At 62.0% G+C, this 21631-nt stretch carries 20 protein-coding genes; 6 read left to right on the top strand and 14 right to left on the bottom strand.

Annotated elements, in window-relative coordinates:
* The first annotated feature begins 76 nt into the window (after positions 1 to 76).
* Positions 77 to 349: a hypothetical protein gene (locus ACMO9O_RS05895; protein WP_418982816.1), complete on the top strand. Its 273-nt coding sequence runs from the start codon at positions 77 to 79 to the stop codon at positions 347 to 349.
* 842 nt (positions 350 to 1191) lie between these two features.
* Here ACMO9O_RS05895 and ACMO9O_RS05890 read toward each other — a convergent pair.
* From ACMO9O_RS05890 to ACMO9O_RS05875, 4 genes are read right to left on the bottom strand one after another with little or no spacing between them, the layout of a single operon-like run.
* The gene (locus ACMO9O_RS05890) at positions 1192 to 2037 is read right to left on the bottom strand and encodes a 3'(2'),5'-bisphosphate nucleotidase CysQ family protein (protein ID WP_418982814.1); all 846 of its coding nucleotides are present in this window, start codon (positions 2035 to 2037) and stop codon (positions 1192 to 1194) included.
* 57 nt (positions 2038 to 2094) lie between these two features.
* The gene (locus ACMO9O_RS05885) at positions 2095 to 3039 is read right to left on the bottom strand and encodes a glycosyltransferase family A protein (RefSeq protein WP_418982813.1); all 945 of its coding nucleotides are present in this window, start codon (positions 3037 to 3039) and stop codon (positions 2095 to 2097) included.
* Positions 3036 to 3980, bottom strand: a complete 945-nt coding sequence (locus tag ACMO9O_RS05880; RefSeq protein WP_418982811.1) for a hypothetical protein — start codon at positions 3978 to 3980, stop codon at positions 3036 to 3038. Before ACMO9O_RS05880 ends, ACMO9O_RS05885 begins: the two co-directional genes overlap by 4 nt.
* On the bottom strand, positions 3977 to 4348 hold the full coding sequence (locus ACMO9O_RS05875; RefSeq protein ID WP_418982810.1) for a response regulator: 372 nt from the start codon (positions 4346 to 4348) through the stop codon (positions 3977 to 3979). The genes ACMO9O_RS05880 and ACMO9O_RS05875 overlap by 4 nt, the downstream gene beginning before the upstream one ends.
* Before the next feature lie 151 nt (positions 4349 to 4499).
* Between ACMO9O_RS05875 and rplU the strand changes: the two genes are divergently transcribed.
* Together rplU and rpmA are read left to right on the top strand one after the other, a co-directional pair.
* Positions 4500 to 4811, top strand: a complete 312-nt coding sequence (gene rplU, locus ACMO9O_RS05870) for a 50S ribosomal protein L21 (RefSeq protein ID WP_418982809.1) — start codon at positions 4500 to 4502, stop codon at positions 4809 to 4811.
* Positions 4812 to 4831: 20 nt separating this feature from the next.
* On the top strand, positions 4832 to 5092 hold the full coding sequence (gene rpmA, locus ACMO9O_RS05865) for a 50S ribosomal protein L27 (RefSeq protein WP_418982808.1): 261 nt from the start codon (positions 4832 to 4834) through the stop codon (positions 5090 to 5092).
* A gap of 459 nt (positions 5093 to 5551) precedes the next feature.
* Here the strand turns inward: rpmA and ACMO9O_RS05860 are convergent, their stop codons facing one another.
* The 5 genes from ACMO9O_RS05860 to nifJ form a co-directional block, all read right to left on the bottom strand.
* The gene (locus ACMO9O_RS05860) at positions 5552 to 6742 is read right to left on the bottom strand and encodes a glycosyltransferase family 87 protein (RefSeq protein WP_418982807.1); all 1191 of its coding nucleotides are present in this window, start codon (positions 6740 to 6742) and stop codon (positions 5552 to 5554) included.
* 395 nt (positions 6743 to 7137) lie between these two features.
* Complete coding sequence (locus ACMO9O_RS05855; RefSeq protein WP_418982805.1) at positions 7138 to 7569, bottom strand: META domain-containing protein; 432 nt, start codon at positions 7567 to 7569, stop codon at positions 7138 to 7140.
* 16 nt (positions 7570 to 7585) lie between these two features.
* Positions 7586 to 8356 carry a S1/P1 nuclease gene (locus ACMO9O_RS05850; protein WP_418982803.1) on the bottom strand — a complete coding sequence of 257 codons (771 nt, stop codon included), beginning with the start codon at positions 8354 to 8356 and terminating at the stop codon, positions 7586 to 7588.
* A gap of 180 nt (positions 8357 to 8536) precedes the next feature.
* Positions 8537 to 9658, bottom strand: a complete 1122-nt coding sequence (locus ACMO9O_RS05845) for a hypothetical protein (RefSeq protein WP_418982801.1) — start codon at positions 9656 to 9658, stop codon at positions 8537 to 8539.
* A 190-nt stretch (positions 9659 to 9848) separates the two neighbouring features.
* On the bottom strand, positions 9849 to 13391 hold the full coding sequence (gene nifJ, locus ACMO9O_RS05840; RefSeq protein ID WP_418982800.1) for a pyruvate:ferredoxin (flavodoxin) oxidoreductase: 3543 nt from the start codon (positions 13389 to 13391) through the stop codon (positions 9849 to 9851).
* A gap of 355 nt (positions 13392 to 13746) precedes the next feature.
* Between nifJ and ACMO9O_RS05835 the strand changes: the two genes are divergently transcribed.
* A complete protein-coding gene (locus tag ACMO9O_RS05835) occupies positions 13747 to 14985 on the top strand; it encodes a M16 family metallopeptidase (protein ID WP_418982798.1) in 1239 nt (412 codons plus the stop codon).
* Complete coding sequence (locus ACMO9O_RS05830) at positions 14982 to 16271, top strand: M16 family metallopeptidase (protein WP_418982797.1); 1290 nt, start codon at positions 14982 to 14984, stop codon at positions 16269 to 16271. The genes ACMO9O_RS05835 and ACMO9O_RS05830 overlap by 4 nt, the downstream gene beginning before the upstream one ends.
* A gap of 691 nt (positions 16272 to 16962) precedes the next feature.
* Here the strand turns inward: ACMO9O_RS05830 and rsmA are convergent.
* The 5 genes from rsmA to recQ form a co-directional block, all read right to left on the bottom strand.
* Positions 16963 to 17748, bottom strand: coding sequence for a 16S rRNA (adenine(1518)-N(6)/adenine(1519)-N(6))-dimethyltransferase RsmA (gene rsmA / locus ACMO9O_RS05825; RefSeq protein ID WP_418982795.1), 786 nt, complete (start codon positions 17746 to 17748; stop codon positions 16963 to 16965).
* A gap of 121 nt (positions 17749 to 17869) precedes the next feature.
* Positions 17870 to 18115 (bottom strand): hypothetical protein, encoded by a 246-nt coding sequence (locus ACMO9O_RS05820; RefSeq protein ID WP_418982794.1) that lies wholly within the window; start codon positions 18113 to 18115, stop codon positions 17870 to 17872.
* Between the two features lies 1 nt (position 18116).
* Complete coding sequence (locus ACMO9O_RS05815) at positions 18117 to 18311, bottom strand: hypothetical protein (RefSeq protein ID WP_418982792.1); 195 nt, start codon at positions 18309 to 18311, stop codon at positions 18117 to 18119.
* A gap of 1 nt (position 18312) precedes the next feature.
* Entirely contained in the window at positions 18313 to 18531 is a 219-nt protein-coding gene (locus ACMO9O_RS05810) for a hypothetical protein (protein WP_418982790.1), read from the bottom strand.
* A gap of 164 nt (positions 18532 to 18695) precedes the next feature.
* The gene (gene recQ, locus ACMO9O_RS05805; protein WP_418982788.1) at positions 18696 to 20888 is read right to left on the bottom strand and encodes a DNA helicase RecQ; all 2193 of its coding nucleotides are present in this window, start codon (positions 20886 to 20888) and stop codon (positions 18696 to 18698) included.
* A gap of 99 nt (positions 20889 to 20987) precedes the next feature.
* Between recQ and lptB the strand changes: the two genes are divergently transcribed.
* On the top strand, positions 20988 to 21631 hold a 644-nt coding region (lptB, locus tag ACMO9O_RS05800), incomplete at its 3' end, for an LPS export ABC transporter ATP-binding protein (RefSeq protein ID WP_418982787.1).

Here is a 21631-nt window from a genome sequence, read left to right as displayed (position 1 = left end):
TTTTTGCAAATTATCTTACAAATGTATACATTTGCCGGCGAACACCCAAATTTCGGAACTAAAAACAGAGAATATTATGCCAACCTGGTTGATCGTCGTCCTTTGCTCCGTCGCGGCCGTAGGGCTGTTCGTCGTCGGCATGTCGCTGACGCTGATGCTGAAGGGGCATCACATCGATTCGGAGATATCCACCAACAAAAACATGCAGCGGCTGGGCATCAAATGCGCCGTGCAGCAGACCCGCGAGGCGGACGGCACGGCCGACTGCTCTGACGGAAGCGGCGCGGCCGGCTGCTCGGGCAACTGCTCGGCCTGCGACGTGGAGGGGCATGCCGAACCGAAGAAATAGACGGGGATGATGGTGGCCGCCTGATGGGATGGGGCAGATCAGCTAAAAATACGTCGTATCAAAAACAAAGGGAGGGTTTTGGCTCCTCCCTTTGTCGGGTTTAATGCGATACTACGCGGCATAGATAGGGTGCAGCTGCGAAAGCCTGCTTGTCGCGTCCCTTCGCAGCCGGGGCAGCGGAGGCTTGCATTACGCAGTCTAACGTGGAAAGAGACCTATTATTCCCTCGGCTCGCAGAGCCGGCGGGCCGCAGCCTCCCGGTGCGGAGGCCCGCTTACCGCGTTCCTCCGCAGGCTGCGTCCCTAAACCGAGTTCCCGGCAACGCGCCTCAATTTTATCAAAGCTAAGCGATAGCTTATTCCATCGCGCAGTTCTGGAAACGGCGGGAAATGCGGCCGCGACGAGCGCTTACTTTATTATTTGTCGATTCAAAGAGCCGGCGGGCCGCAGCCTCGCCCCGCGGGGGCCCGCTTTCGCTGTCCTCCGCAGGCTGCGTCCTTAAAATCATAATTTGCAACGCTTCGCGCCACTTACAAATTCGGCTCGAAGAGCCGGCGGGCCGCAGCCTCGCCCCGCGGAGGCCCGCATTCGCTGTCCTCCGCAGGCTGCCGCCCAAAAGGATTAGGATGCTTCCTTATTTATCAATTCGAAAAACCGATAGACCGCAGCCTCCTCCCACGATGAGGCCCGCTTAGCGCGTGTCTTCCGCAGACTGCCGCCCGCAAAACTACGATTCAGGCACTCAAAAAAGCGACAAAGGAACCCGTTTAAACGCGTCCCTTTGCAGGCTATACCACAATCCTCCAAGAATTACAGATTCCGGCGAGTTCCGGGCCCCTGCCTCACAACTCGCAATACTTCGACCGGCAGACGAACCACGGATTGCGCAGGTCCTCCTCGTTGTAGCGCAGCGGCTCACCGCCGGGCAGCGCCTCGGTGCGCCCGCCCGCCTCGGAGAGAATCAGCTCCCCGGCCGCCGTATCCCACTCGTAGGTCTGCGTCGTGCGTACGTAATAGTCGACCCGCCCCTCGGCCAGCAGACAGAACTTGTAGGAACTGCCCTGCTCGACGATCTCCAGGTCGGGCCGCACGGCGCGCAGACGCTCGATATGCGCGTAGGTTTCGGGGGTCTGATGCGACCGCGACACGGCGATGCGCGGATGCGCGTGTCCGGCCTCCGAGGCCAGCGGCAGCGGCAGGCAGCCCTCCATGATCTGCTCGTAGGTATATTCGGCCTCCGCATCCGGTGAGACGTGCTCCTTGAGGAAGGTTCCCGCCCCGCGGCCCGCCACGTACATCTTCTCGAAATAGGGGACGTAAATCACCGCCCCCATGCAGACGTTGTTCTCCATCAGGGCGATGTTGACCGTGAACTCGTTGTTGCCCTTGATGAACTCGACCGTGCCATCCAGCGGGTCGACCAGCCAGTACAGCTCCCAGTTGCGGCGCTCGTCGTAAAGCATTTCGCGCCCCTCCTCCGAAAGAATCGGGATGCGGGTGGGACCCAGATATTCGCGGATGGTGCGGTGCGCCAGACGGTCAGCGACGGTGATGGGGGTTCGGTCGTTCTTGAGGCTTATGTCGTAATCGTCGCTATGCTTGTATACGTTCATGATGGAGGCTCCGGCTCGGACTGCCGCATTGAAGAGCGGCGGCAGCAGATACATGCGCACCTTATCGTTTATCATCGTTTCGCGTGTTTTGAACTGGGCAGTTGCGGTTGCCATCGTAAAGGTAACAAGAAATTATGACATTGTGAAATTTTTAACAGATAATTTGCACGCGCGGTGCAGCCGTCCGAAGAGCCTTGCGCCCGCCCCGCCGTCGGCCGAAGCCACCGCCAGCGAAGCGCAGGCCGCAGCGCTCCAGACCACTGCGGCGGTGAGCAGGACGGCCACCAGCGGCCACACCCCGGCCGCCGCCGCAACCACGACGGCCCCCAGCAGCAGCAACGCCGCCGACAGCACGCCCGAAGGCGGCAGACGACGGCGCGGCGAGGCGGCACAGAGCAGCGGCTCCCACAGGATCAGCCGCCTGCGGCGCGGAATGCTCCGCAGCATCCGGGCCGAGAATCCCCCGGCCGCGGCCACCGCCTCGCGGCTCACGAGCACGGCGTGCCCTCCGACCCAGGTGCGTATCATCGCCACCTTCCCCAGCGGATGCTCGCTCAGCTCGGCGGCCAGCCGCTCCACGGCTCCGGGCAGCAGACGCATGCCGGCACAGAGCGGGAACACGTAGTCGTAGGTGGCCACGGCCGCGGCGGCGTTCAAATCCCCCTCGGCCGTATCCTGCGGACGGTCGACCAGCACCAGCCGCCGGTAACAGCGCTTGCGCGAACGGCCCAGCGTCCGCACCCCCACGTCGGGGAACTCCTCCGAGGGTTTCCACTCCACGCGGATCATCCGGTAGCGCGCCACCAGCTCCTCGAACTCGACGGGATGGCGCCTCGCGTCGAGCACCACGACCACTTCGTAACGGGCGTATTCGACCGTCAGCAGCTCCTCGATGCGCGCCGGATCGCACGGTCCGCTGCACAGCACCGAGATGCCGATCCCCTCCGGAGCGTCGCACGCGATGCCGCGGGCCTCGGCAAGGAGCAGCCGTTTGTTGCGGGAGCGGACGATCCGGTAGAGCACCGCGCAGGCCGTCGCCGCGACCGCAGTCAGAAAGCCGAGTAACAGGAAAGTCATGCCAGGGAACGTTTATAGGAGCGTACGAGCGATTCGTAATAGGGACGGTCGGCCGGATCGAACAGTCGCCGCAGCGCCCCGGGCGTATACCCCTCGAAAGCCATGTGCCGCAGCAGCGCCTTGCGCTGGGCGGGCGTGAGCCGGGCGACGCGCGCCGCCACCTCCCCGCGTCCCAGCGGGCGGCGCATCGAACAGAGCGTGTAGAGCGCCTCCAGCCCCAGCTCCTCAACCTCGTCTTCGGCTACGATGCGCAGCAGCTGCGCCTCGGCCTCCTCGATGCCGAACTGGCGGACGATGCACAGCCCCACCTTGCGCAGGTTGCTCAGCGGCGAGGCCATCAGCGGTCCGTAAGCCACGGGGAGCATGCCCCGCCGTAGCAGCGCCATGATCTCGGCCACCTCGGCAGCGGAGAAGGGGTAGGGATATTCGCCCATCTGCCGCAGCGCGGTGGCCGGATCGGCGGCCAGCCTGACGGCCAGCGCATAGAAACGGACGTAGCGGTTGCGGCTGCGGACATAGCGTCCGGCGGCCTCGGCGACCGCCCCGTCGACGGGAAGCCGCGAGAGCAGGGCGAGGTAGCGGGCGCGGCGATACCCCCGCCGGCGGCGGGCCCGGGTCATCAGCCAGCTGTCGATCCCGTAGCGGGCCACCACCCGCCGCAGCGGGGCCGGATCGAGCCCGTAGGTCACGGCGACCACGCCCGCCACGGCTTCGGCCAGCAGCAGCCGCGCCCCCGGACGGCGCAGCTGCGGAAAGAGCGGCGGCGTGGGAGCGGGGGCGGTCAGCGACAGCATCAGGATATGGAGGTATTTGGTGCGCAGCGCGGCGTCGCGGCCCCGGCGGCGGCGCTCGCGGAAGGTAGCGGCAGCGAGCATGCCCAGCAGCAGGCAGGTCACGGCGGCCGCTACGGCCGAATAGATCACGTAAGGCTCGGCATTCATAGTTGTCGGTTCAGTTCGTCGGAGACCTTGCGCCGCAGCCGCTGCAGGCTCACCGGAAAAGTCATATACTGGTCCACGCCCGCCTCCAGCAGGCTGAGGACCGTCTGTTCGGCCTGCTGCCACGAGAGCACGTAGACCGCCGGACGACGCAGCCCGGCGGGGCGCAGCCGGCGCACCGGCTCGTCGCCGCCCAGGAAGATGCCCACGCGCAGCACGATCACCAGATCAAAGAGCATGCGCCGGCACAGCGTGCGCATCCCCTGCGCATCCGCCGTGCAACGCACCTCGGCCCCCAGATCGGCCAGCGTCAGCCGGACCAGATCGCGCAGGAACGTATCGTCGGAAACTATCAGTATGCGGTGCATCATTCGCTGACCGGATTGGCCCGGCCCGCGAACCCTGCCTAAAACCATGCCAAAGGCACGATGCCCGATTTTTTTTACCGCTTGTGTTGTTTTAACGATAAATATGCGTATATTTGCACTCCGAATTATGTTCTAATACATATTATCGACTTAAATGTACGTTATAGTAGAGATTGCAGGTCAGCAATTTAAAGCTGAGAAAGGTCGGAAACTTTATGTTCACCGTCTCCAGGGCGAGGAAAACTCGTCCGTAAGTTTCGACAAGGTCCTGCTCGCAGACAACGACGGTCAGGTTAAAGTCGGCGCACCTGTTGTGAAAGGCGCCGAGGTGAAGTGCAAGATTCTCAAACACCTCAAGGACGACAAGGTTCTGGTGTTCAAGAAGAAGCGCCGCACGGGTTATCAGAAGTGCAATGGTCATCGTCAGTCGCTGACGCAGATCCTTGTCGAGGAAATCGTTGCATAAACCTTTAAAAACGAAGAAACATGGCACACAAGAAAGGTGTAGGTAGTTCGAAGAACGGCCGTGAGTCGGAGAGCAAACGACTCGGCATCAAACTGTTCGGCGGCCAGTTCGCAAAGGCGGGCAACATCATCGTTCGTCAGCGCGGCACGGTTCACAACCCCGGTGAGAACGTCGGCATGGGCAAGGACCACACGCTCTTCGCCCTGGTGAACGGAACGGTCACGTTCTGCAAGAAAAGCGAAGGCAAATCCTACGTGAGCGTCACTCCGCTGAGCGAGTAGGCGACACGACCGGAAATAAAAAAGCGGCTTCCTTCGGGAGGCCGCTTTTTTGTCGGATATGTCTCCGGGGAAGTCTGCGGAGATATGCTCCCGCAGCTCTTCGCCGGGCGAGGGCGCGGATGTGAAATGCGGGGTGAGGCTGCGGTCCGGTACGGCACGATTCGGAAAGCCGCGCCAAAAGCGATCCGGAAAAATGCGCCGAAGCGAACCCGGACGAAGGCAGCGACCCGATACGGCACGATTCGAAAAGCCGCCGTCAAAAACGATCCGGAAGAATGCGCCGAAGCGAACCCGGACGAAGGCAGCGACCCGATACGGCACGATTCGAAAAGCCGCCGTCAACCACGACACGGGAGAAGAGGCCGAAGCACACCCCGGCCGGACGCCGCGCTCAGCGACAAACCGTCTCGGGTACTGCCGATCGTCGGTCTTGCCGGCCGCGATCCGCAGCGGTACGCCCTACTCCGCCACTGCCGCTTCGGAAGTTCCTATCGCCGGAAGCGGCTCACACGCCAGCGCGCGGTCCGTCGCAGCGAAGTCCTCGAACCAGAGCCGGCCGATGCAGTGCAGCCAGATAAAGAGGTAAGGCAGCGACCGCAATGCGTAGCCCGTATAAATATCCAGGTAGAATGCCCGCGGCATCAGGTGGTTGGCGAAACTGGCGGCGAGCATCAACGCCAGCAGCGACCACTCGAGCCTACCGCGTCGGGGGGGGGCCACTGTTACCCACCAGATGCCTGCGCCCAAAGAGGCGATGACGTATCCGCTGTTCTCGCTGCCGCTGGAGAAGATCACGATGAAGAGCAGCAGCGACGCGAGCATTGTCAGACGGTATGCCGTGTAGCGATATTGTTTGATGCGCAGATACGAGAGCAGGAAGAGCACCACGGCCGGAACCAGAATCAACAGATCGGAATAGGCGGTCGATCCGGTGGCCTTGCGCACGAAACCCACGAACGAGATATTGGTATAGGCGCAGAACATGTTCTGCGCGTTCTTGTCGGCGATGTCCGCCACCCAGGCCAGGTATTGCGTCACCAGGTATTCGGGCGTCACAAAGAGCAGCGGGAGGAGCAGTGCGGCGGCGCTATACAGGGCCATGTAACCGATAAAGCGTCCTTTTCGCCGAACGAAAAAGAAGAAGGCAAGCCCCAGCACCCCGTAGATTTTGACGAACGTGCCGATGACGATGAACAGCGCGGCCCACCCCTCGTGCCGCCGCTGGATCATGACGAGCGATCCGATGAGCAGCCCCGCGACGGCGATGTTGAACTGCTGCATCAGCGCAGCCGTATAGAGGTCGTTGGCTGCCAGCCACATCACCAGCGTCGTCAACCGGACCGGAAGCGGCAGGCTGCGCACGGCCCAGTAGAGCAGCGCGGAGAGCGCCGCCACCCAGAGCGGCATGGCCAGCCAGGGCGGCAGGGCGGCGAAGGGGGCTATGATAAAGCCGAAGATCGGACCGTAGTGGTTCAGGTCGCCGTATTCGAGCGGATAAGGCTCGTAGAGCGGCAGCGAGGCGAACAAATGGTCGGCCACGCCGCGGAAGATCATGAAGTTGTTGTACTTCAGCGGACCGTGCAACGCCTTCATGATGCCGGCGTAGAGGGTGGCGACGGTCCATACGGCCGTCACCACGCGCGGGTCCAAAAGCCTGTTTTTTAGATCGGAGAGGGTCAAAACGATGGGAGGTTACGGGTTAAGTTCGGGTTCGGGTTAAAACAGTCGGCCGCAACCGACTGCGCAAGCCGGTATCGGTGCAGCGTTCGGGCGGATCGACCCGGCGAAGTCCCGGAGGGAGCGGCAGGCCGAACTCGTTCGGACCTGTCCGGACCGCATCCTGTCCAGGCCGGTGGTGCAAAGATAGGCAATTTGGCCGAAACGACAATACCTATCCGTCCGGGATGTGCGAATCGGGAAACGACCGGCACATATCGGGAAGCGTCAAGCAGCCCTGCCCGGTGGGAACGCTGCACGAAAGCGGCCGGACACGACAAAAGCGACCCCGAAGAGGTCGCTTTCGTCGTCGAAACGGTTCGCCCGGATTACTTCCGGTGAGCGCCCTTGTCCGCATCGGCGGAGCGGAAGGTCGCCAGCTTCTTCGAATCGTCGTAGAGCGTCAGCTCCGAGCCGTGGATTTCGTAGCGGTCCACCTCGTCGAGCATCTTCACGAACGCATCCTCGTACTGCATGTCGGGGCACGCCATCCGCGTCATGCCGAGATTCTCGAAATCGAGCTTGCGCCCGTCGGTCTTGTACTTGCCGAAGAAGCGGTTGCAGTTCGTACGCCCGGCGACGCTCATATCGGCGGCGGTAAATTCGAGCGTGAAATAGTCGGCCTCGCCGTCGATGGCCTGAGCGGGAATGCCGTCCATCGAGGCGAGTTTCCAGTTCCTGCCATCCAGCTTGGCATCGTTGTGGCCGCCGCATGCGACCAGCCCCAAAAGCAGCGCTGCGGCTGCAAAATACTTTTTCATAGCGATAAGTTAAACGTTAACCGAACAATTCATTCAAAATGCGCGCCAGACGATACCCCGCGCGGAGCACCTGCTGCTCGGCCACTGCGCGCACCTCCAGCAGCAGCCCGTTCGAATCCTTTTTGACGATCTGCTGCCCGGGCTTGATCCAGTCGTAGATCATGCGGCAGTCGCAGGCGTTCTGCTCCAGCCACTCGCGGGGCGTCCCCGCGGCGATCGCCTCCCGCTCGGCTTTCGTGCAGCGGTCGAGCTGCTCGCCGTACTCGGTGTAGTACCAGTGGTGGGTCAACTCCAGCGACGCGGCGTCCCAAAAGCTGTGGAAACGGTACTCGCGGTTGACCAGCACGAAAGTGAAGTCCTTTCGTCCCGGGTGTTTCACATGCACCGGGCAGTGCAGGTCGCCGACCAGATGGACCAGGAAGCGGATCGCCACGGCCGTGGTCGAGTCGTCCAGCGAACGGTACTCCTTCAGCTGCGCGATCGCCTGCTCAATGCACTGCACCGCATCGCCGCCCTCGCGGGCCACATAACGGCCGCTGTCGTCCACGTCCGCACCGTGCCACGACGAGGTCGCGCGGTAGGCGGGCAGGAAGCGCACGTTGTCCATCCACGAGGCGTAGTAGACGATCGAGTGGTTGCCGAGCAGGCGCTCGACCGTGCGGCGGGCACGCGGCGTAAGGTTGCGCTCGGCGATGTGGGCGATGGCGTCGTGACCGGTCGGACCCCACGCGAAAGCGGAGCAGCAGCCTGCGAGCGCGGCCAGAAGCAGGAAGAGGTGTTTTTTCATCGGTTCGGGAATCAGTAGTTGCAAAGATACGGAAAGGAATCGGGATGCACAACCGACCGGCGCAAAAAAGCCGCCGGAGCGTGTCCGGCGGCTTCGTATCGGTTCGGTCGGGTGTCAGGCAGCCTGCTTTTTGAGGTAAATACCCATGAGCGCGGCGCCGTTCTCGCGGACCATCCGGTGTCAGGCAGCCTGCTTCTTGAGATAAATACCCAGTTCGAAGCGGGTGGAGTTGTCGAAAACGTCGTTGACGAACTGCACGATCGCAGCCGGGTCGACCGCCCCCGCATCGGGCTTGCCGTCGCCGTCGGCATCGACCGCCGGCAGCAACTGGCCGATCAGGTCGGTGAGCAGCTGTTTGAAGGGCAGGATCATCGAGCGGTCGACATAGATCAGCAGGCTCTCCCCGTCGAGCGTGTACTTGAACGGCAGGGCGTAGATGTCCGCATCGTTCACCACGGGCAGCGAATACTTGGCGATCATACCGTCGATCATCGTGCAGATGGGCGCTCCGAGCGTTCCGGGGTCGACCTGCGCGATGAAGCGCTTGTCGGCTGCCAGGTAGATCTTCCCGTCCTTCGTATAGTAGGTCACCACATCCAGCGGAACCGTCGGCATCGTCACCGCGTCGGGGAAGGCAAGCTCCTCTTTGCCGAAGACGGGGTCGAGAATGCTCTCGATACCGTTGGGAAGGGTCACCGAGTGGTATTTGACACCGATGCGTCCGTCGTCCATCAGCTCGAGACCCGCCAGCCCCTGCGAATAGTACGCACCCAGCAGCGTCGGGACCATCGCTTCGATCAGCATCCAGGGAAGCTCCGTTCCGGCCAGGGTGAGATTGGGAGCGCCCTTCTCGTTCCACTCCGTAACGAAGTGTGCACCGTAATACTCGTTGATCGCGTCGTCGGGCACATAGCTGCCGATCAGCTCCGACGAGAACTGCGCCTTCTGGCTCAAGGGAATCAGAATGTCGGCAACGCCCGGCGCGGAGATGCGCAGCGCGGCCGAACGGGCGGCTCCGGTGTTGGGTTCCACGGTCAGGAGCACGGCGGCTGCCTCCTTTTTTACGCTCACCCACCCCGTTTCCGATCCGGTGTAGGCTACGTCGGCGTTCCACTCCGCAACGCCGCTTATTTCCAACGGCAGGCGCTTGGCGTAGTTGCCGCTGGTGAAACTCATCTTCTCGGCCTGCGGCACGATCATGGGCACGGTTTCATCATCGTCGTTGCTGCACGAAGTAAGGGGGGGGGTAATGAGCAGCAGCAGGCAGAGGAGCCGGGCCGCTTCGGTCAAAGTCTTTTTCATATTGCTTTCTGTTTAGTGTTTCAGTTTCACCGCAAAACTAAGCCCTTACCCCGCCCCCTGCAAATAAATTCAACCGACGCCGCGAACCGACAGACAGACAGGGAAAATTTTACAACGAACCCTTTTCGGCGCCCCGCAAAAAAAGCCGCGGCATTGCTGCCGCGGCCCGGTTAAGAGATACCTTTCCGGTTTAGTACTCCATCGCAGCGAGGCGACGGTAGCCGTTGTAACGCCACTTGGCGTTCTGCTCGGCGGCCTGGAAAAGCTCCTCGGCCTCGGCCGGGAACGCCTTCTGGAGCGAGGTATAGCGCACCTCCTTCTTGAGGAAGTCCTGGAACTTCGACCAGTCGGGCTCCTTCGAATCCATCACGAACGGATTCTTGCCCTGCGCCTCCAGCTGCGGATTGTAGTGCCACAGATGCCAGTAGCCGCAGGCCACGGCCTCCTTGCCCACGGTCTGCGTGCGGGTCATGCCGCCCTTGATGCCGTGGTTGATACAGGGAGCGTAGGCGATCACCAGCGACGGCCCGGGATAGGCCTCGGCCTCCTTCAGCACGTTGAAGAGCTGCTGCTGCGAAGCGCCGATCGAAACCTGCGCCACATAGACGTAGCCGTAGGTCATCGCCATCGCGCCCAGGTCTTTCTTGCGGATGCGCTTGCCGCTCGAGGCGAACTTGGCCACCGCACCCACGGGCGTCGACTTGGACGACTGACCGCCCGTGTTGGAGTAGACCTCGGTGTCCACGACCAGAATATTGACGTCGGCACCCGATGCGAGGACGTGGTCCACGCCGCCGTAACCGATGTCATAGCCCCAGCCGTCGCCGCCGATGATCCACTGCGACTTCTTGACCAGCCACTCCTTCATCTCGAGAATCTTTTGGCAGTAGTCGCAGCCGCACGCCTCCATCATCGGAAGCAGGCGGGCCGTCACCTCGGCCGAGCGGGCCGACGAACCGCGGTTGTCGATCCACTCCTTCATCGCGCCCTTCAGCTCGTCGGAGCACTTCGTGCAGGAGGCGATCGCCTCCTGCATCGTAGCCTCGATGCGGTCGCGGAGCTTCTCCACGCCGATGTGCATACCCATGCCGAACTCGGCGTTGTCCTCGAAGAGCGAGTTCGCCCAGGCGGGACCCTGCCCGCGCTCGTTGGTGCAGTAGGGCGTCGAGGGGGCCGAACCCGAGTAGATCGAGGTACAGCCGGTGGCGTTGGCCACCATCATCTTGTCGCCGAACAGCTGCGAAATAGCCTTGATATAGGGGGTCTCGCCGCAGCCGGCGCAGGCGCCCGAGAACTCGAAGAGCGGCTGGGCGAACTGGAGGTTCTTGACGGACTTGGTCTTGTCGACCACCTCCTTGTAACCCACGTTGGCGTTGATCCACTCCCAGTTCTTCTGCTGGGGCATCTGCTCCTCCAGCGGACGCATCACCAGCGCCTTCTCCTTGGCCGGGCAGACATCGACGCAGTTGCCGCAGCCCGTACAGTCGAGCGGCGTAAGCTGGATGCGGAACTTGTACTCCTTCGTCTCGCCCAGGCCCTGTTTCCACTCCAGCCCCGAAGCGGCCGCCTCGGCCTCGGTGGCCAGGAACGGACGGATCACGGCGTGGGGGCAGACATAGGCGCACTGGTTACACTGGATACAGTTCTGGGGAATCCACTGCGGAACGTTGACCGCGATGCCGCGCTTCTCATAGGCGGCTGTGCCGTTGTCCCACGTGCCGTCCTCTCGGCCGTTGAAGGCCGATACGGGCAGCTGGTCGCCCTTGAGGGCGTTGATCGGATCGACGATCTGACGCACGAACGCCGGACGCTCGGCATCGGCGCAGTGCGCGCACTCCTTAACCTCGATCGAAGCCCACTCGGCGGGCACTTCGACCTTCACGACGGCGTTGCCGCCGGCGTCGACGGCCGCGTAGTTCATGTTGACGATATCCTCGCCCTTCTTGCCGTAGGACTTGAGGATGGCGTGCTTCATCTCCTCGACCGCCTTCTCGAACGGAATCACGTTGGCGATCTTGAAGAAGGCCGACTGCATGATGGTGTTCGTACGCGAACCCAGCCCCAGCTCGGCGGCGATCTTCGTGGCGTTGATGATGTAGAAATTGATCCGGTTCTTGGCCAGGTAGACCTTCATGTGGTCGGGCAGCGTGGCGCAGGTGGTGGCGGCGTCGTGCACCGAGTTCAAAAGGAACGAACCGCCCTTCTTCAACCCCTTCAGCACATCGTACTTGTCGACGTACGAGGGTACGTGGCACGCCACGAAGTCGGGCGTGGTCACCAGATAGGGCGAGGTGATGGGCAGATCGCCGAAGCGCAGGTGCGACGAGGTGTAGCCGCCCGACTTCTTCGAGTCGTAGGAGAAGTAGGCCTGGCAATACTTGTCGGTCGTGCCGCCGATGATCTTGATCGAGTTCTTGTTGGCTCCCACCGTACCGTCGGCACCCAGACCGAAGAAGAGGGCCTCGAACGTACCGGGCTTGGCCAGCGAAATCTCCTCGCCCACGGGCAGCGAGCGCATCGTCACGTCGTCGACGATGCCCACCGTGAACTGGTTCTTGGGCTGGGCGGCCTTGAGGTTCTCGAAGACGGCGAGAATCTGCGCCGGGGTGGTGTCTTTCGACGAGAGGCCGTAACGGCCGCCGATGATCAGCGGCTTGCGGTCGGCCGGAATTTCGTTGCAGGTGGCGAAAGCCTCCACCACGTCGAGGTAGAGCGGGTCGCCGTTGGCCCCCGGCTCCTTCGTCCGATCCAGCACGCAGATGCGCTTCACCGTCTCGGGCAGCACCTGCCCCAGGTACTTCACCGAGAAAGGACGGTAGAGGTGAACGGTCACAAGGCCGACCTTCTCCCCCTTGGCGTTCAGGTAGTCGACCGTCTCCTTGATGGTCTCGGTCACCGAACCCATGGCGATGATGATCTGCTCGGCATCCGCTGCTCCGTAGTAGACGAACGGCTTGTACTCGCGGCCGGTGATCTTCGAAATCTGCTGCATGGTCTCGGCCACCATGTCGGGCACGGCGTCGTAGAACTTGTTGGCAGCCTCGCGGGTCTGGAAATAGATGTCGGGGTTCTGCGCCGTACCGCGCGTTACGGGGTGCTCGGGGTTGAGCGCGCGCTGGCGGAAAGCCTTCAGCGCATCGCGGTCGAGCAGTGCGGTGAGCGAAGCCTCGTCGATCAGCTCGATCTTCTGAATCTCATGCGAGGTGCGGAAGCCGTCGAAGAAGTGCAGGAACGGCACGCGCGAGCGGAGCGAGACGAGGTGTGCGACGCCCGCGAGGTCCATGACCTCCTGCACGGACGAGGTGGCCAGCATGGCAAAACCCGTCTGGCGCGTGGCCATCACGTCCTGATGGTCGCCGAAGATCGACAGCGACTGTGCGGCCAGCGCACGCGCCGAAACGTGGAAGACGCCCGGGAGCAGTTCGCCCGAGATCTTGTACATGTTGGGGATCATCAGCAGCAGGCCCTGCGACGCGGTGAAGGTCGAGGTGAGCGCGCCGCTCTGCAGCGAACCGTGTACGGCTCCGGCAGCACCGGCCTCCGACTGCATCTCGACGACCTTGACGGTCTCGCCGAAGATGTTCTTACGGCCCTGCGCAGCCCACTCGTCCACCAGTTCGGCCATCGTCGACGACGGCGTGATGGGATAGATCGCCGCAACTTCCGAGAACATGTAGGCTACATGAGCCGCAGCGTAATTACCATCACAGGTGATAAATTTCTTTTCTGCCATTTTTGTTGAAATTTAGAGAATATTTGTGTGTGTTTCTATCATTTTTGGTCTCCGGACGAAAAATATGCGATGCAAAGATAGGCATTTCGCCCGAGAAAACACCTTAACTTTTGTACAAATAAATGTGATTTTTTGACTTTTCGCATGTTATTGAAATAACAGTTATTCTGTTATTCCTTTAACAGCAAATGCGCGCAGGATCACCGAGTTGCAAAAATGGTTAACCAATAAAGAGTTAATCGCGGAGCACGGTTTTTGCAACGGTTCGGCAACGGATTTTCCACGCGGCCGGCAACAGGCAAAAACACGCTCCGGCGCTTGGTTTTGCTCCCGGCATGCACTATCTTTGCGTTCCATGATCGAATACCGAAAAAAAATATTGGGCAACGGTCTGCGGGTCGCGGTCAACCGCGACCGCACCTCGAAGCTGGCGGCGGTCAATATCCTCTACCGGGTCGGGGCCCGCAACGAGGACCCCGCGCGCACGGGCTTCGCCCACCTGTTCGAACACCTCATGTTCCGCGGGACGCGGCAGGTCCCGGTCTTCGACCTGCCGGTGCAGATGGCTTCGGGCGACAACAACGCCTTTACGAACAACGACTACACCGATTTCTACATCACCCTGCCGCGCGACAACGTCGAGACGGCCCTCTGGCTTGAGAGCGACCGCATGGAGGGGCTGGACATCACCCCCCAAAAGCTCGAAACCGAGAAGAAGGTGGTGATCGAGGAGTTCCGCCAGCGCTACCTCAACCAGCCCTACGGCGACCAGTCGATGCTGCTGCGCGAACTGGCCTACCGCGTGCACCCCTACCGCTGGGCGACCATCGGCCTCACGCCCGACCACATCGCCGCGGCCACGCTCGACGACGTGCGCATTTTCTACCGCGACCACTACCACCCCTCCAACGCCATCCTCTCGATCTCGGCCGATCTGGACGAGGAACGGATGATCGAGCTGGCCGAAAAGTGGTTCGGAGCGCTGCCCGACCGTCCCTGCGCCGCGCCCGCACCGCCCGCGGAACCGCCGCAGACACAGGCGCGCCGGCTGGAGGTGGTGCGCGACGTGCCGGCCACGACGCTCACCGTCGCCTACCACATGGGCGGACGCACCGCGCCCGACTTCTATACGGCCGATCTGGTTTCGGACCTGCTCTCGGGCGGCGACTCGTCGCGGCTCTACCGGCGGCTGGTCCGCGAACGGCGGCTGCTCTCGTCGGTCAACGCCTACGTCACGGGCGACGCGGACCCCGGGCTGTTCGTCTTCACGGGGCAGCTGCTGCCCGATACGACACCCGAAGCGGCCGAAGCGGCGTTCCTCGCCGAGATCGAAGCGCTGCAAGCGCATCCCGCCACCGATTACGAACTGGAGAAGGTCAAGAACAAGTTCGAAGCCAACACCCTGTTCGGCGAACTGAACGTGATGAACAAGGCCATGAACCTCGGCTTCTACGAGATGCTGGGCGACCTTTCGCTCATAAACCGTGAAGTGGCGCTCTACCGCGCAGTCGGCGTGGAGGAAATCCGCGATTTCTGCCGCCGCACCTTCCGTCCCGAAAACAGTTCCACCCTTATATACCGAGCCGGCAAATGATGCAGCCACCCCTCATCCATCCCGCGGCGGTCGAACTTGCGGATGCCGCCCGGACCACGCTTCCGAACGGCGTGGAGCTTTATTCGCTCGCGGCCGACGACTTCGAAGTGCTGCGCGTGACATTCGTATTCCGCGCCGGATCGGCCGGACAGCAAGCGCCCTTTTCGGCCTCGGCGGCCGCCAATCTGTTGGCGGAAGGGTCGCGCGACATGACCGCGCAGCAGATCGCCGAGCGGCTCGACTACTACGGCTCGTGGTTCGACGTGAGCGTCGACCGCGACTACGCCTATATCAGTTTCGCCTCCCTGTCGCGTTTCTTCGACGCGACGATGGAGGTCGCCGAACAGCTGCTTCTCCATCCGGTTTTTCCCGAGGAGGAGGTCCGCGCCTACTGCGCCAAGCGCCGCCAGCGGCTCGCCATCGAACGCACGAAGGTCGAAACGCAGGCCCGCGAAGCATTCGCACAGGCGCTCTTCGGGCCGGCACACCCCTACGGCATCTCGTCCGACGAAAAGGAGTACGACCGCCTGACCCGCGCGCAGATCGCCGCGTTCTACGAGCGGTTCTACACCGCCCGCAACTGCTTCGCGGTGTGCAGCGGACGGGTCGGGGAGCACGAACTGCAAACCGTCGCCCGCATCGCCGCGCAGCTGCCCGCCGGAGAGACGGTCCCGATCGAATTTCCGGTGCCCGAAACGCAGCGCACGGCGTTCATCGACCACCCCGGCGCGGTGCAGTCGTCGCTGCGCATCGGACGGCTGCTCTTCCCGCGCCAGCATCCCGACTTTCTGGGCATGCAGGTCGTGGCCACGGCGCTGGGCGGCTACTTCGGCTCGCGCCTGATGCAGAACCTGCGCGAACGGCACGGCTACACCTACGGCGCGGTGGCGGCGATGGTCAACCTCGAACGAGCCGGCTACTTCGCCGTCGCCACCCAGGTGGGAACCGACGTCACGCAGGCGGCTCTCGGGGAGATTTACGCCGAGATCGAACGCCTGCGCCGCGAGCCGATGCCCGCCGAAGAGCTGGAACTGGTTCAGAACATGATGGTCGGCGAGATGATGCGCATTCTCGACGGGCCGTTCGGCATCGCCGACGTTACGATCGAAAACATCCTCTGCGGCACGGACAACCGCATCATCGGCGAGAACATCCGCCGCATCCGAGCCATGACCGCCCGCGAGGTGCAGGAGCTGGCCCGCAAATACCTGCCGCGCGAGGAGCTGGTGACGGTGGTGGCCGGTGATCGGTCGGGCTACCCGAACCATCGGCACGGCGGAGCGTGATCCGGACCGCGGACAGGGCGGCGAATCAAAATTCGCGTCGTTTTCTTTTCGACCTTTAGGTCGGGCGGGCCGCAGCCTCCGGCGGCGGAGGCCCGGAAGATTCGAAAATACGAACGGTCTCGCGTCCCGATAACGCAGGTCCGCTCCTGACCGTCGATTCCTTGCGGCGTGCCGCCGCATTTACAAATCTGACCCTCCCCTAAATCCCCTCCTCGGAGGGGACTTATATTCGCCTGCGGCGGAAAGGGCCCTGTCGGGTCTCTTCGGTTGTCGGCCTGCTGGCTTGTCCGGATTGCGGCTTCCGAACCGTGCGGGCCGATTTATCTCATGTGTTTTCGACCTCTAGGTCGGCGGGCCGCAGCCTCCCGCGGCGGAGGCCCGCTCAGGCGCGTTCCTCCGCAGGCTGCCGCCCGAATACAATTTAAAGAAACCATTCGCTGCCTGCTCTCCCAAGGCCATGTCCGCACGCAGCTGTCCGTACAGACATCGGTCGTAAACGCGTCCCACGTCCAGCTGCCGCCCGAAACTCCTGTCCGTTCAAACACTTTTCCAAAACGCCCCCCGCCGCTGACCGCGGTCCGAATAAAGCACTTCCTTACGTTCCAGAAAGAAAAAACTGCGTCACATGCGCAGTTCAAAGGCCCTTGCCAAAAGGCAGGGGCAGAATTTCGGTTCAAGACAAGCGGGAAGGTTATATCCTCGCGGCCACCCAGTCGGTCAGGGCGACGAACTCGGCTACGGAGAGCTGCTCGGCGCGGCGCGTGAAGAAAGGGTGCTCCTCGCCGCCGAAATCGCCGAATGCGGCTTTCAGCGCGTTACGGATCATCTTTCGCCGCTGGCCGAAGGCCGCCTTGACCACGCGTACGAAGAGCCGTTCGTCGCACCCGAGCCGCTCCACCCCGTTGCGGCGCAGGCGGATGACGGCGCTTTTGACCTTGGGCGGCGGGTTGAAGACGGTCTCGTTCACCGTGAAGAGGTATTCGATGTCGTACCACGCCTGCAACAGCACCGAGAGGATGCCGTACTCCTTCGATCCGGGCGGCTCGGCCAGCCGCACGGCGACCTCCTTCTGGATCATGCCGACACATTCCGGCACGAGGTCGCGGTACTCCAGTATCTTGAAAAATATCTGCGAGGAGATGTTGTAGGGGAAGTTGCCGATAACCCGCACCCCGTGCGGAAACCGTGCGCGCAGGTCCATCTGCAGGAAGTCGCCCGCCAGAAGCCGCGGCGCAAACTCCGGATAGTGTGCATGGAGGTATTCGACGCTCTCCGCGTCGATCTCGGCCCCGTAGGTTACGACGTCGGTGCGCCGCAGCAGGAACTGCGTCAGCACCCCCATGCCGCACCCCACCTCCAGAACGTCGGCCGGCGCCTCGGCCGTGCCGCCCGCCAGGGCGTCGCAGATTTTTCGTGCTATGTTCAGATCGACCAGGAAATGCTGTCCCAGCGCCTTTTTGGCCCTTACCTCCGTCATCTTCCACCTCCGATCCACAGCCCAATTCCAATCACGCTCAATCCCCGCCGCGGTTTTATCTGCACCATCCCCGGAAGCCCGATTCCGACCCGGTCCAATCTCTGCGGCAATCTTACCAGCGTCATCCCTTGCGGCCCGATTTGCGGTTTTTCCTGCGCTGCTGCTCCTCCCGCGCGCGGCGTTCGCGGCGCAGGCGGCGCTGCGTCACGCGGAACGTATAGAGCAGTCCCACGAAGCCCACGCCCAGCAGCGTGACCCAAAACCACACGGCGATGCCGCGCTCCATGTATTCGATGGCGTAGATGATGCCTGCGACGGCCAGGATCATGACCACCAGCCGGATGATCTGCATTAGGTTCGTATTCATATCACGTGTTCTCTTCCCTGCGTTTGCGCTGCCGGAGCGCTCCGACGGTCATCGCCGCAGCCGCCAGCGCGAGCACCAGCGGCACATACCAAATCTCCTCGCCGCCGGCGACGGTCACCCGCCAGGCCGCAAGGATCGCCGTCACGAAAAATACGAAGGCCATGATCGACATGAAGCGTCCGAGTCTTGTTGTCATTTCAGGGTATTTTGTGTTTGTTCACTTCGTCCAGATGGCGGCAGCGCTTCTTGTGGAACTCGTTGTGGACCATGGCGGCCGCAAAGAGCACGAACAGCACCGCCAGGAACGTGTCGAAAATATGCGCATTTCCGGTGCAGTCCCAGTAGATGTTCACCCCGAGCCAGCCGAGCGTCACGATTAGAAAAAGCAATGCAAGCGTAAAAGTCTTCTTGTTCATAGGCTATGGTTTAGTCGATGATTCCTTCCCAAAATTCCGGTTTATACCGTATCTCTGCATCCGCTTCCGGCCCGCTGCGTCCGTCTGCCTCCGGCCAACTTTCCTCCATCCGCTTTCGACCAACCGCGTCCGGCCGTTGGGGCCGGCGACTGCGCACCGGGGAATCAGTTCCCCTGCTCGCACATGAACTTGATCCGCACCAGCCGAATCTCCTCCTCGGTATAGTCGGCCCCCAGCTCCTCGATGGCTGCGTCGAGCGAATCGCTCTCGGCATCCTCCTTGAAGTAGAGGTAGATGTCCTCCACCTTATCCTCGTCCATGAACTCTCGCAGGTAGTAGGAGATGTCGAGCTTCGTACCCGAGTTGACGATGGCCTCGATCTCGGTGAGCAGTTCGTCGAAGTCGAGGTCCTTGGCCCGGGCGATGTCCTCGAAATCCATCTTGCGGTCGATGGACTGGATGATGAAGATCTTGTTGCCCGACTTGCTGGCCACGCCCTTGACGATCATGTCCTGCGGGCGGATGATCTCCTTCTCCTCAACGTAGGCCTTGATCAGGCGGATGAACTCCTCGCCGAACTTGCGCGCCTTGCCCGCGCCCACGCCCGTGATGTTCTGCATCTCCTCGATAGTGACCGGGTACTGCACGGCCATATCCTCAAGCGAGGGGTCCTGGAAGATGACGAACGGCGGCAGCCCGTGCTTCTTGGCCACCTTCTTTCGCAGGTCCTTCAACATGGAGAACAGCTCCTCGTCGGCCGCGCCGCCCTTGCCCATCGGGGCCACGGCCTCGGCCTCGCGCTCCTCCTCGTCGTAGTCGTGGTCGAGGGTCACGGTCACCGGGAAGGGCATGGCGATGAAATTCTCGCCCTTGCGGTTAATCGAGATCAGTCCGTAGTTCTCGATGTTCTTGTCCGCCAGCCCCAGAATGAGCGCCTGCCGCAGCACCGCGCCCCAGAAGCGGGCGTCGTGGTCGGCCCCCGCGCCGAACCACTTAGACTTGTTGTGACCGTAGCTCTTGATCAGCGCCGTGGTCTTGCCCGTGAGCACCGACACCAGATAATCGGCCTTGAACTTGTCGCCGATGTCGCGCAGCGCCTCCAGCGCCATCTTCAGCGCAGCCTTGGCGTCGATCCGGGGCTTGGGGTTGCGGCAGTTGTCGCAGTTGCCGCAGTTCTCCTCGGTGTACTCCTCGCCGAAGTAGTGCAGCAGCGTCTTGCGGCGGCACATCGAACTTTCGGCGTAAGAGACCGTCTCCAGCAGCAGCAGCTTGCCGATCTCCTGCTCGGCGATGGGCTTGCCCTGCATGAACTTCTCGAGTTTCTGAATATCCTTATAACTGTAAAAGGTCAGGCAGTATCCCTCGCCCCCGTCGCGGCCCGCACGGCCCGTCTCCTGATAATACCCCTCGAGCGACTTGGGAATGTCGTAATGAATCACGTAGCGCACGTCGGGCTTGTCGATGCCCATGCCGAAGGCGATCGTGGCCACGATCACCTCGACGCGCTCCATCAGGAAGTCGTCCTGGTTGGCGGCGCGCGTGGCCGCGTCCATGCCCGCGTGGTAGGCGCGGGCGCGGATGCCGTTGGCGGCGAGCAGCTCGGTCAGCTCCTCGACCTTCTTGCGGCTCAGGCAGTAGATGATGCCGCTTTTGCCCTCGTTCTGCTTGATGAAGCGGATGATGTCGCGGTCGACGTCGTGCTTGGGCCGTATTTCGTAGTAGAGGTTGGGGCGGTTGAACGACGACTTGAACACCGAGGCGTCGGACATGCCCAGATTCTTCTGGATGTCGAGCTGCACCTTGGGCGTGGCGGTGGCCGTGAGGGCGATCAGCGGCGCCGACCCGATCTCGTTGATGATCGGGCGGATGCGGCGGTACTCGGGACGGAAATCGTGGCCCCACTCCGAGATGCAGTGCGCCTCGTCGATGGCGTAGAACGACACCTTGATCTTGCGCAGGAACGCCACGTTGTCCTCCTTGGTGAGCGATTCGGGGGCGAAGTAGAGCAGTTTGGTCTTGCCGTCGAGCACGTCCTGACGGACCTGCGCCACGGCGGTCTTGTTGAGCGATGAGTTGAGGAAGTGGGCGATGCCCGACTCGGCCGAGAAGGTGCGCATGGCGTCGACCTGATTCTTCATCAGGGCGATCAGCGGCGAAATGACGATGGCCACCCCCTCCATCAGAAGGGCGGGCAGCTGATAACAAAGCGATTTTCCGCCGCCGGTAGGCATCAGCACGAACGTATCCTTCCCCTCCAGCACATTCCGGATCACGGCTTCCTGATTCCCTTTGAACGACGAAAAACCGAAATACTCTTTCAGTTTGGCGTGCAACAGGGACGATTCGTTTTGTTTCATTTCGTCGTTTCTGCTCTTAAATTATCAAAATTCAACGTAAAGATAAAAAACTTTTCGGAAAAAAGCATAACTTTGTAAAAATTTTATTGCGGAAAACCCATGCGCCTTTACACCAGCGAACTCGTCAAAAAATACAAGGCCCGGACGGTGGTCAACCACGTTTCGATCGACGTGAAACAGGGCGAAATCGTGGGCCTGCTGGGTCCCAACGGCGCGGGCAAGACCACCACGTTCTACATGATCGTGGGCCTGATCAAGCCCAACGAGGGGCGCATCTACCTGGAAAACGACGAGCGGCAGGTGACCGAGCTGACGGACCTGCCGGTCTACAAGCGCGCGCAGCTGGGCGTGGGCTATCTGGCGCAGGAGGCTTCGGTTTTCCGCCACCTCTCGGTCGAGGACAACATCCGGGCGGTGCTGGAGATGACCTCCTTCTCGAAGGAGTATCAGGCCGAGCGGGTCGAGGCGCTCATCGAGGAGTTCCGCCTGCAGAAGGTGCGCCGCAGCCTGGGCATCCAGCTATCGGGCGGCGAGCGACGCCGTACGGAGATCGCCCGCGCGGTGGCCATCAACCCGGCGTTCATCCTTTTGGACGAACCGTTCGCCGGCGTGGACCCGATCGCCGTGGAGGACATCCAGTCGATCGTCGCCACGCTCAAGCACAAGAATATCGGCGTGATCATCACCGACCACAACGTCGACGAGACGCTGGCCATCACCGACCGCACCTACCTGCTCTACGA

Source organism: Alistipes sp., assembly GCF_048465635.1.
Taxonomy (GTDB): Bacteria; Bacteroidota; Bacteroidia; order Bacteroidales; family Rikenellaceae; genus Alistipes.
This window is presented reverse-complemented; position numbering and strand designations above follow the sequence as displayed.

Excerpts from the sequence above, each read along its gene's own strand:
- ACMO9O_RS05895 (WP_418982816.1), top strand. The coding sequence starts at position 77 with ATGCCAACCTGGTTGATCGTCGTCCTTTGCTCCGTCGCGGCCGTAGGG.
- ACMO9O_RS05890 (WP_418982814.1), bottom strand. The coding sequence starts at position 2,037 with ATGATAAACGATAAGGTGCGCATGTATCTGCTGCCGCCGCTCTTCAAT.
- ACMO9O_RS05885 (WP_418982813.1), bottom strand. The coding sequence starts at position 3,039 with ATGACTTTCCTGTTACTCGGCTTTCTGACTGCGGTCGCGGCGACGGCC.
- ACMO9O_RS05880 (WP_418982811.1), bottom strand. The coding sequence starts at position 3,980 with ATGAATGCCGAGCCTTACGTGATCTATTCGGCCGTAGCGGCCGCCGTG.
- ACMO9O_RS05875 (WP_418982810.1), bottom strand. The coding sequence starts at position 4,348 with ATGATGCACCGCATACTGATAGTTTCCGACGATACGTTCCTGCGCGAT.
- rplU (WP_418982809.1), top strand. The coding sequence starts at position 4,500 with ATGTACGTTATAGTAGAGATTGCAGGTCAGCAATTTAAAGCTGAGAAA.
- rpmA (WP_418982808.1), top strand. The coding sequence starts at position 4,832 with ATGGCACACAAGAAAGGTGTAGGTAGTTCGAAGAACGGCCGTGAGTCG.
- ACMO9O_RS05855 (WP_418982805.1), bottom strand. The coding sequence starts at position 7,569 with ATGAAAAAGTATTTTGCAGCCGCAGCGCTGCTTTTGGGGCTGGTCGCA.
- ACMO9O_RS05850 (WP_418982803.1), bottom strand. The coding sequence starts at position 8,356 with ATGAAAAAACACCTCTTCCTGCTTCTGGCCGCGCTCGCAGGCTGCTGC.
- ACMO9O_RS05845 (WP_418982801.1), bottom strand. The coding sequence starts at position 9,658 with ATGAAAAAGACTTTGACCGAAGCGGCCCGGCTCCTCTGCCTGCTGCTG.
- nifJ (WP_418982800.1), bottom strand. The coding sequence starts at position 13,391 with ATGGCAGAAAAGAAATTTATCACCTGTGATGGTAATTACGCTGCGGCT.
- ACMO9O_RS05835 (WP_418982798.1), top strand. The coding sequence starts at position 13,747 with ATGATCGAATACCGAAAAAAAATATTGGGCAACGGTCTGCGGGTCGCG.
- ACMO9O_RS05830 (WP_418982797.1), top strand. The coding sequence starts at position 14,982 with ATGATGCAGCCACCCCTCATCCATCCCGCGGCGGTCGAACTTGCGGAT.
- rsmA (WP_418982795.1), bottom strand. The coding sequence starts at position 17,748 with ATGACGGAGGTAAGGGCCAAAAAGGCGCTGGGACAGCATTTCCTGGTC.
- ACMO9O_RS05820 (WP_418982794.1), bottom strand. The coding sequence starts at position 18,115 with ATGAATACGAACCTAATGCAGATCATCCGGCTGGTGGTCATGATCCTG.
- ACMO9O_RS05815 (WP_418982792.1), bottom strand. The coding sequence starts at position 18,311 with ATGACAACAAGACTCGGACGCTTCATGTCGATCATGGCCTTCGTATTT.
- ACMO9O_RS05810 (WP_418982790.1), bottom strand. The coding sequence starts at position 18,531 with ATGAACAAGAAGACTTTTACGCTTGCATTGCTTTTTCTAATCGTGACG.
- recQ (WP_418982788.1), bottom strand. The coding sequence starts at position 20,888 with ATGAAACAAAACGAATCGTCCCTGTTGCACGCCAAACTGAAAGAGTAT.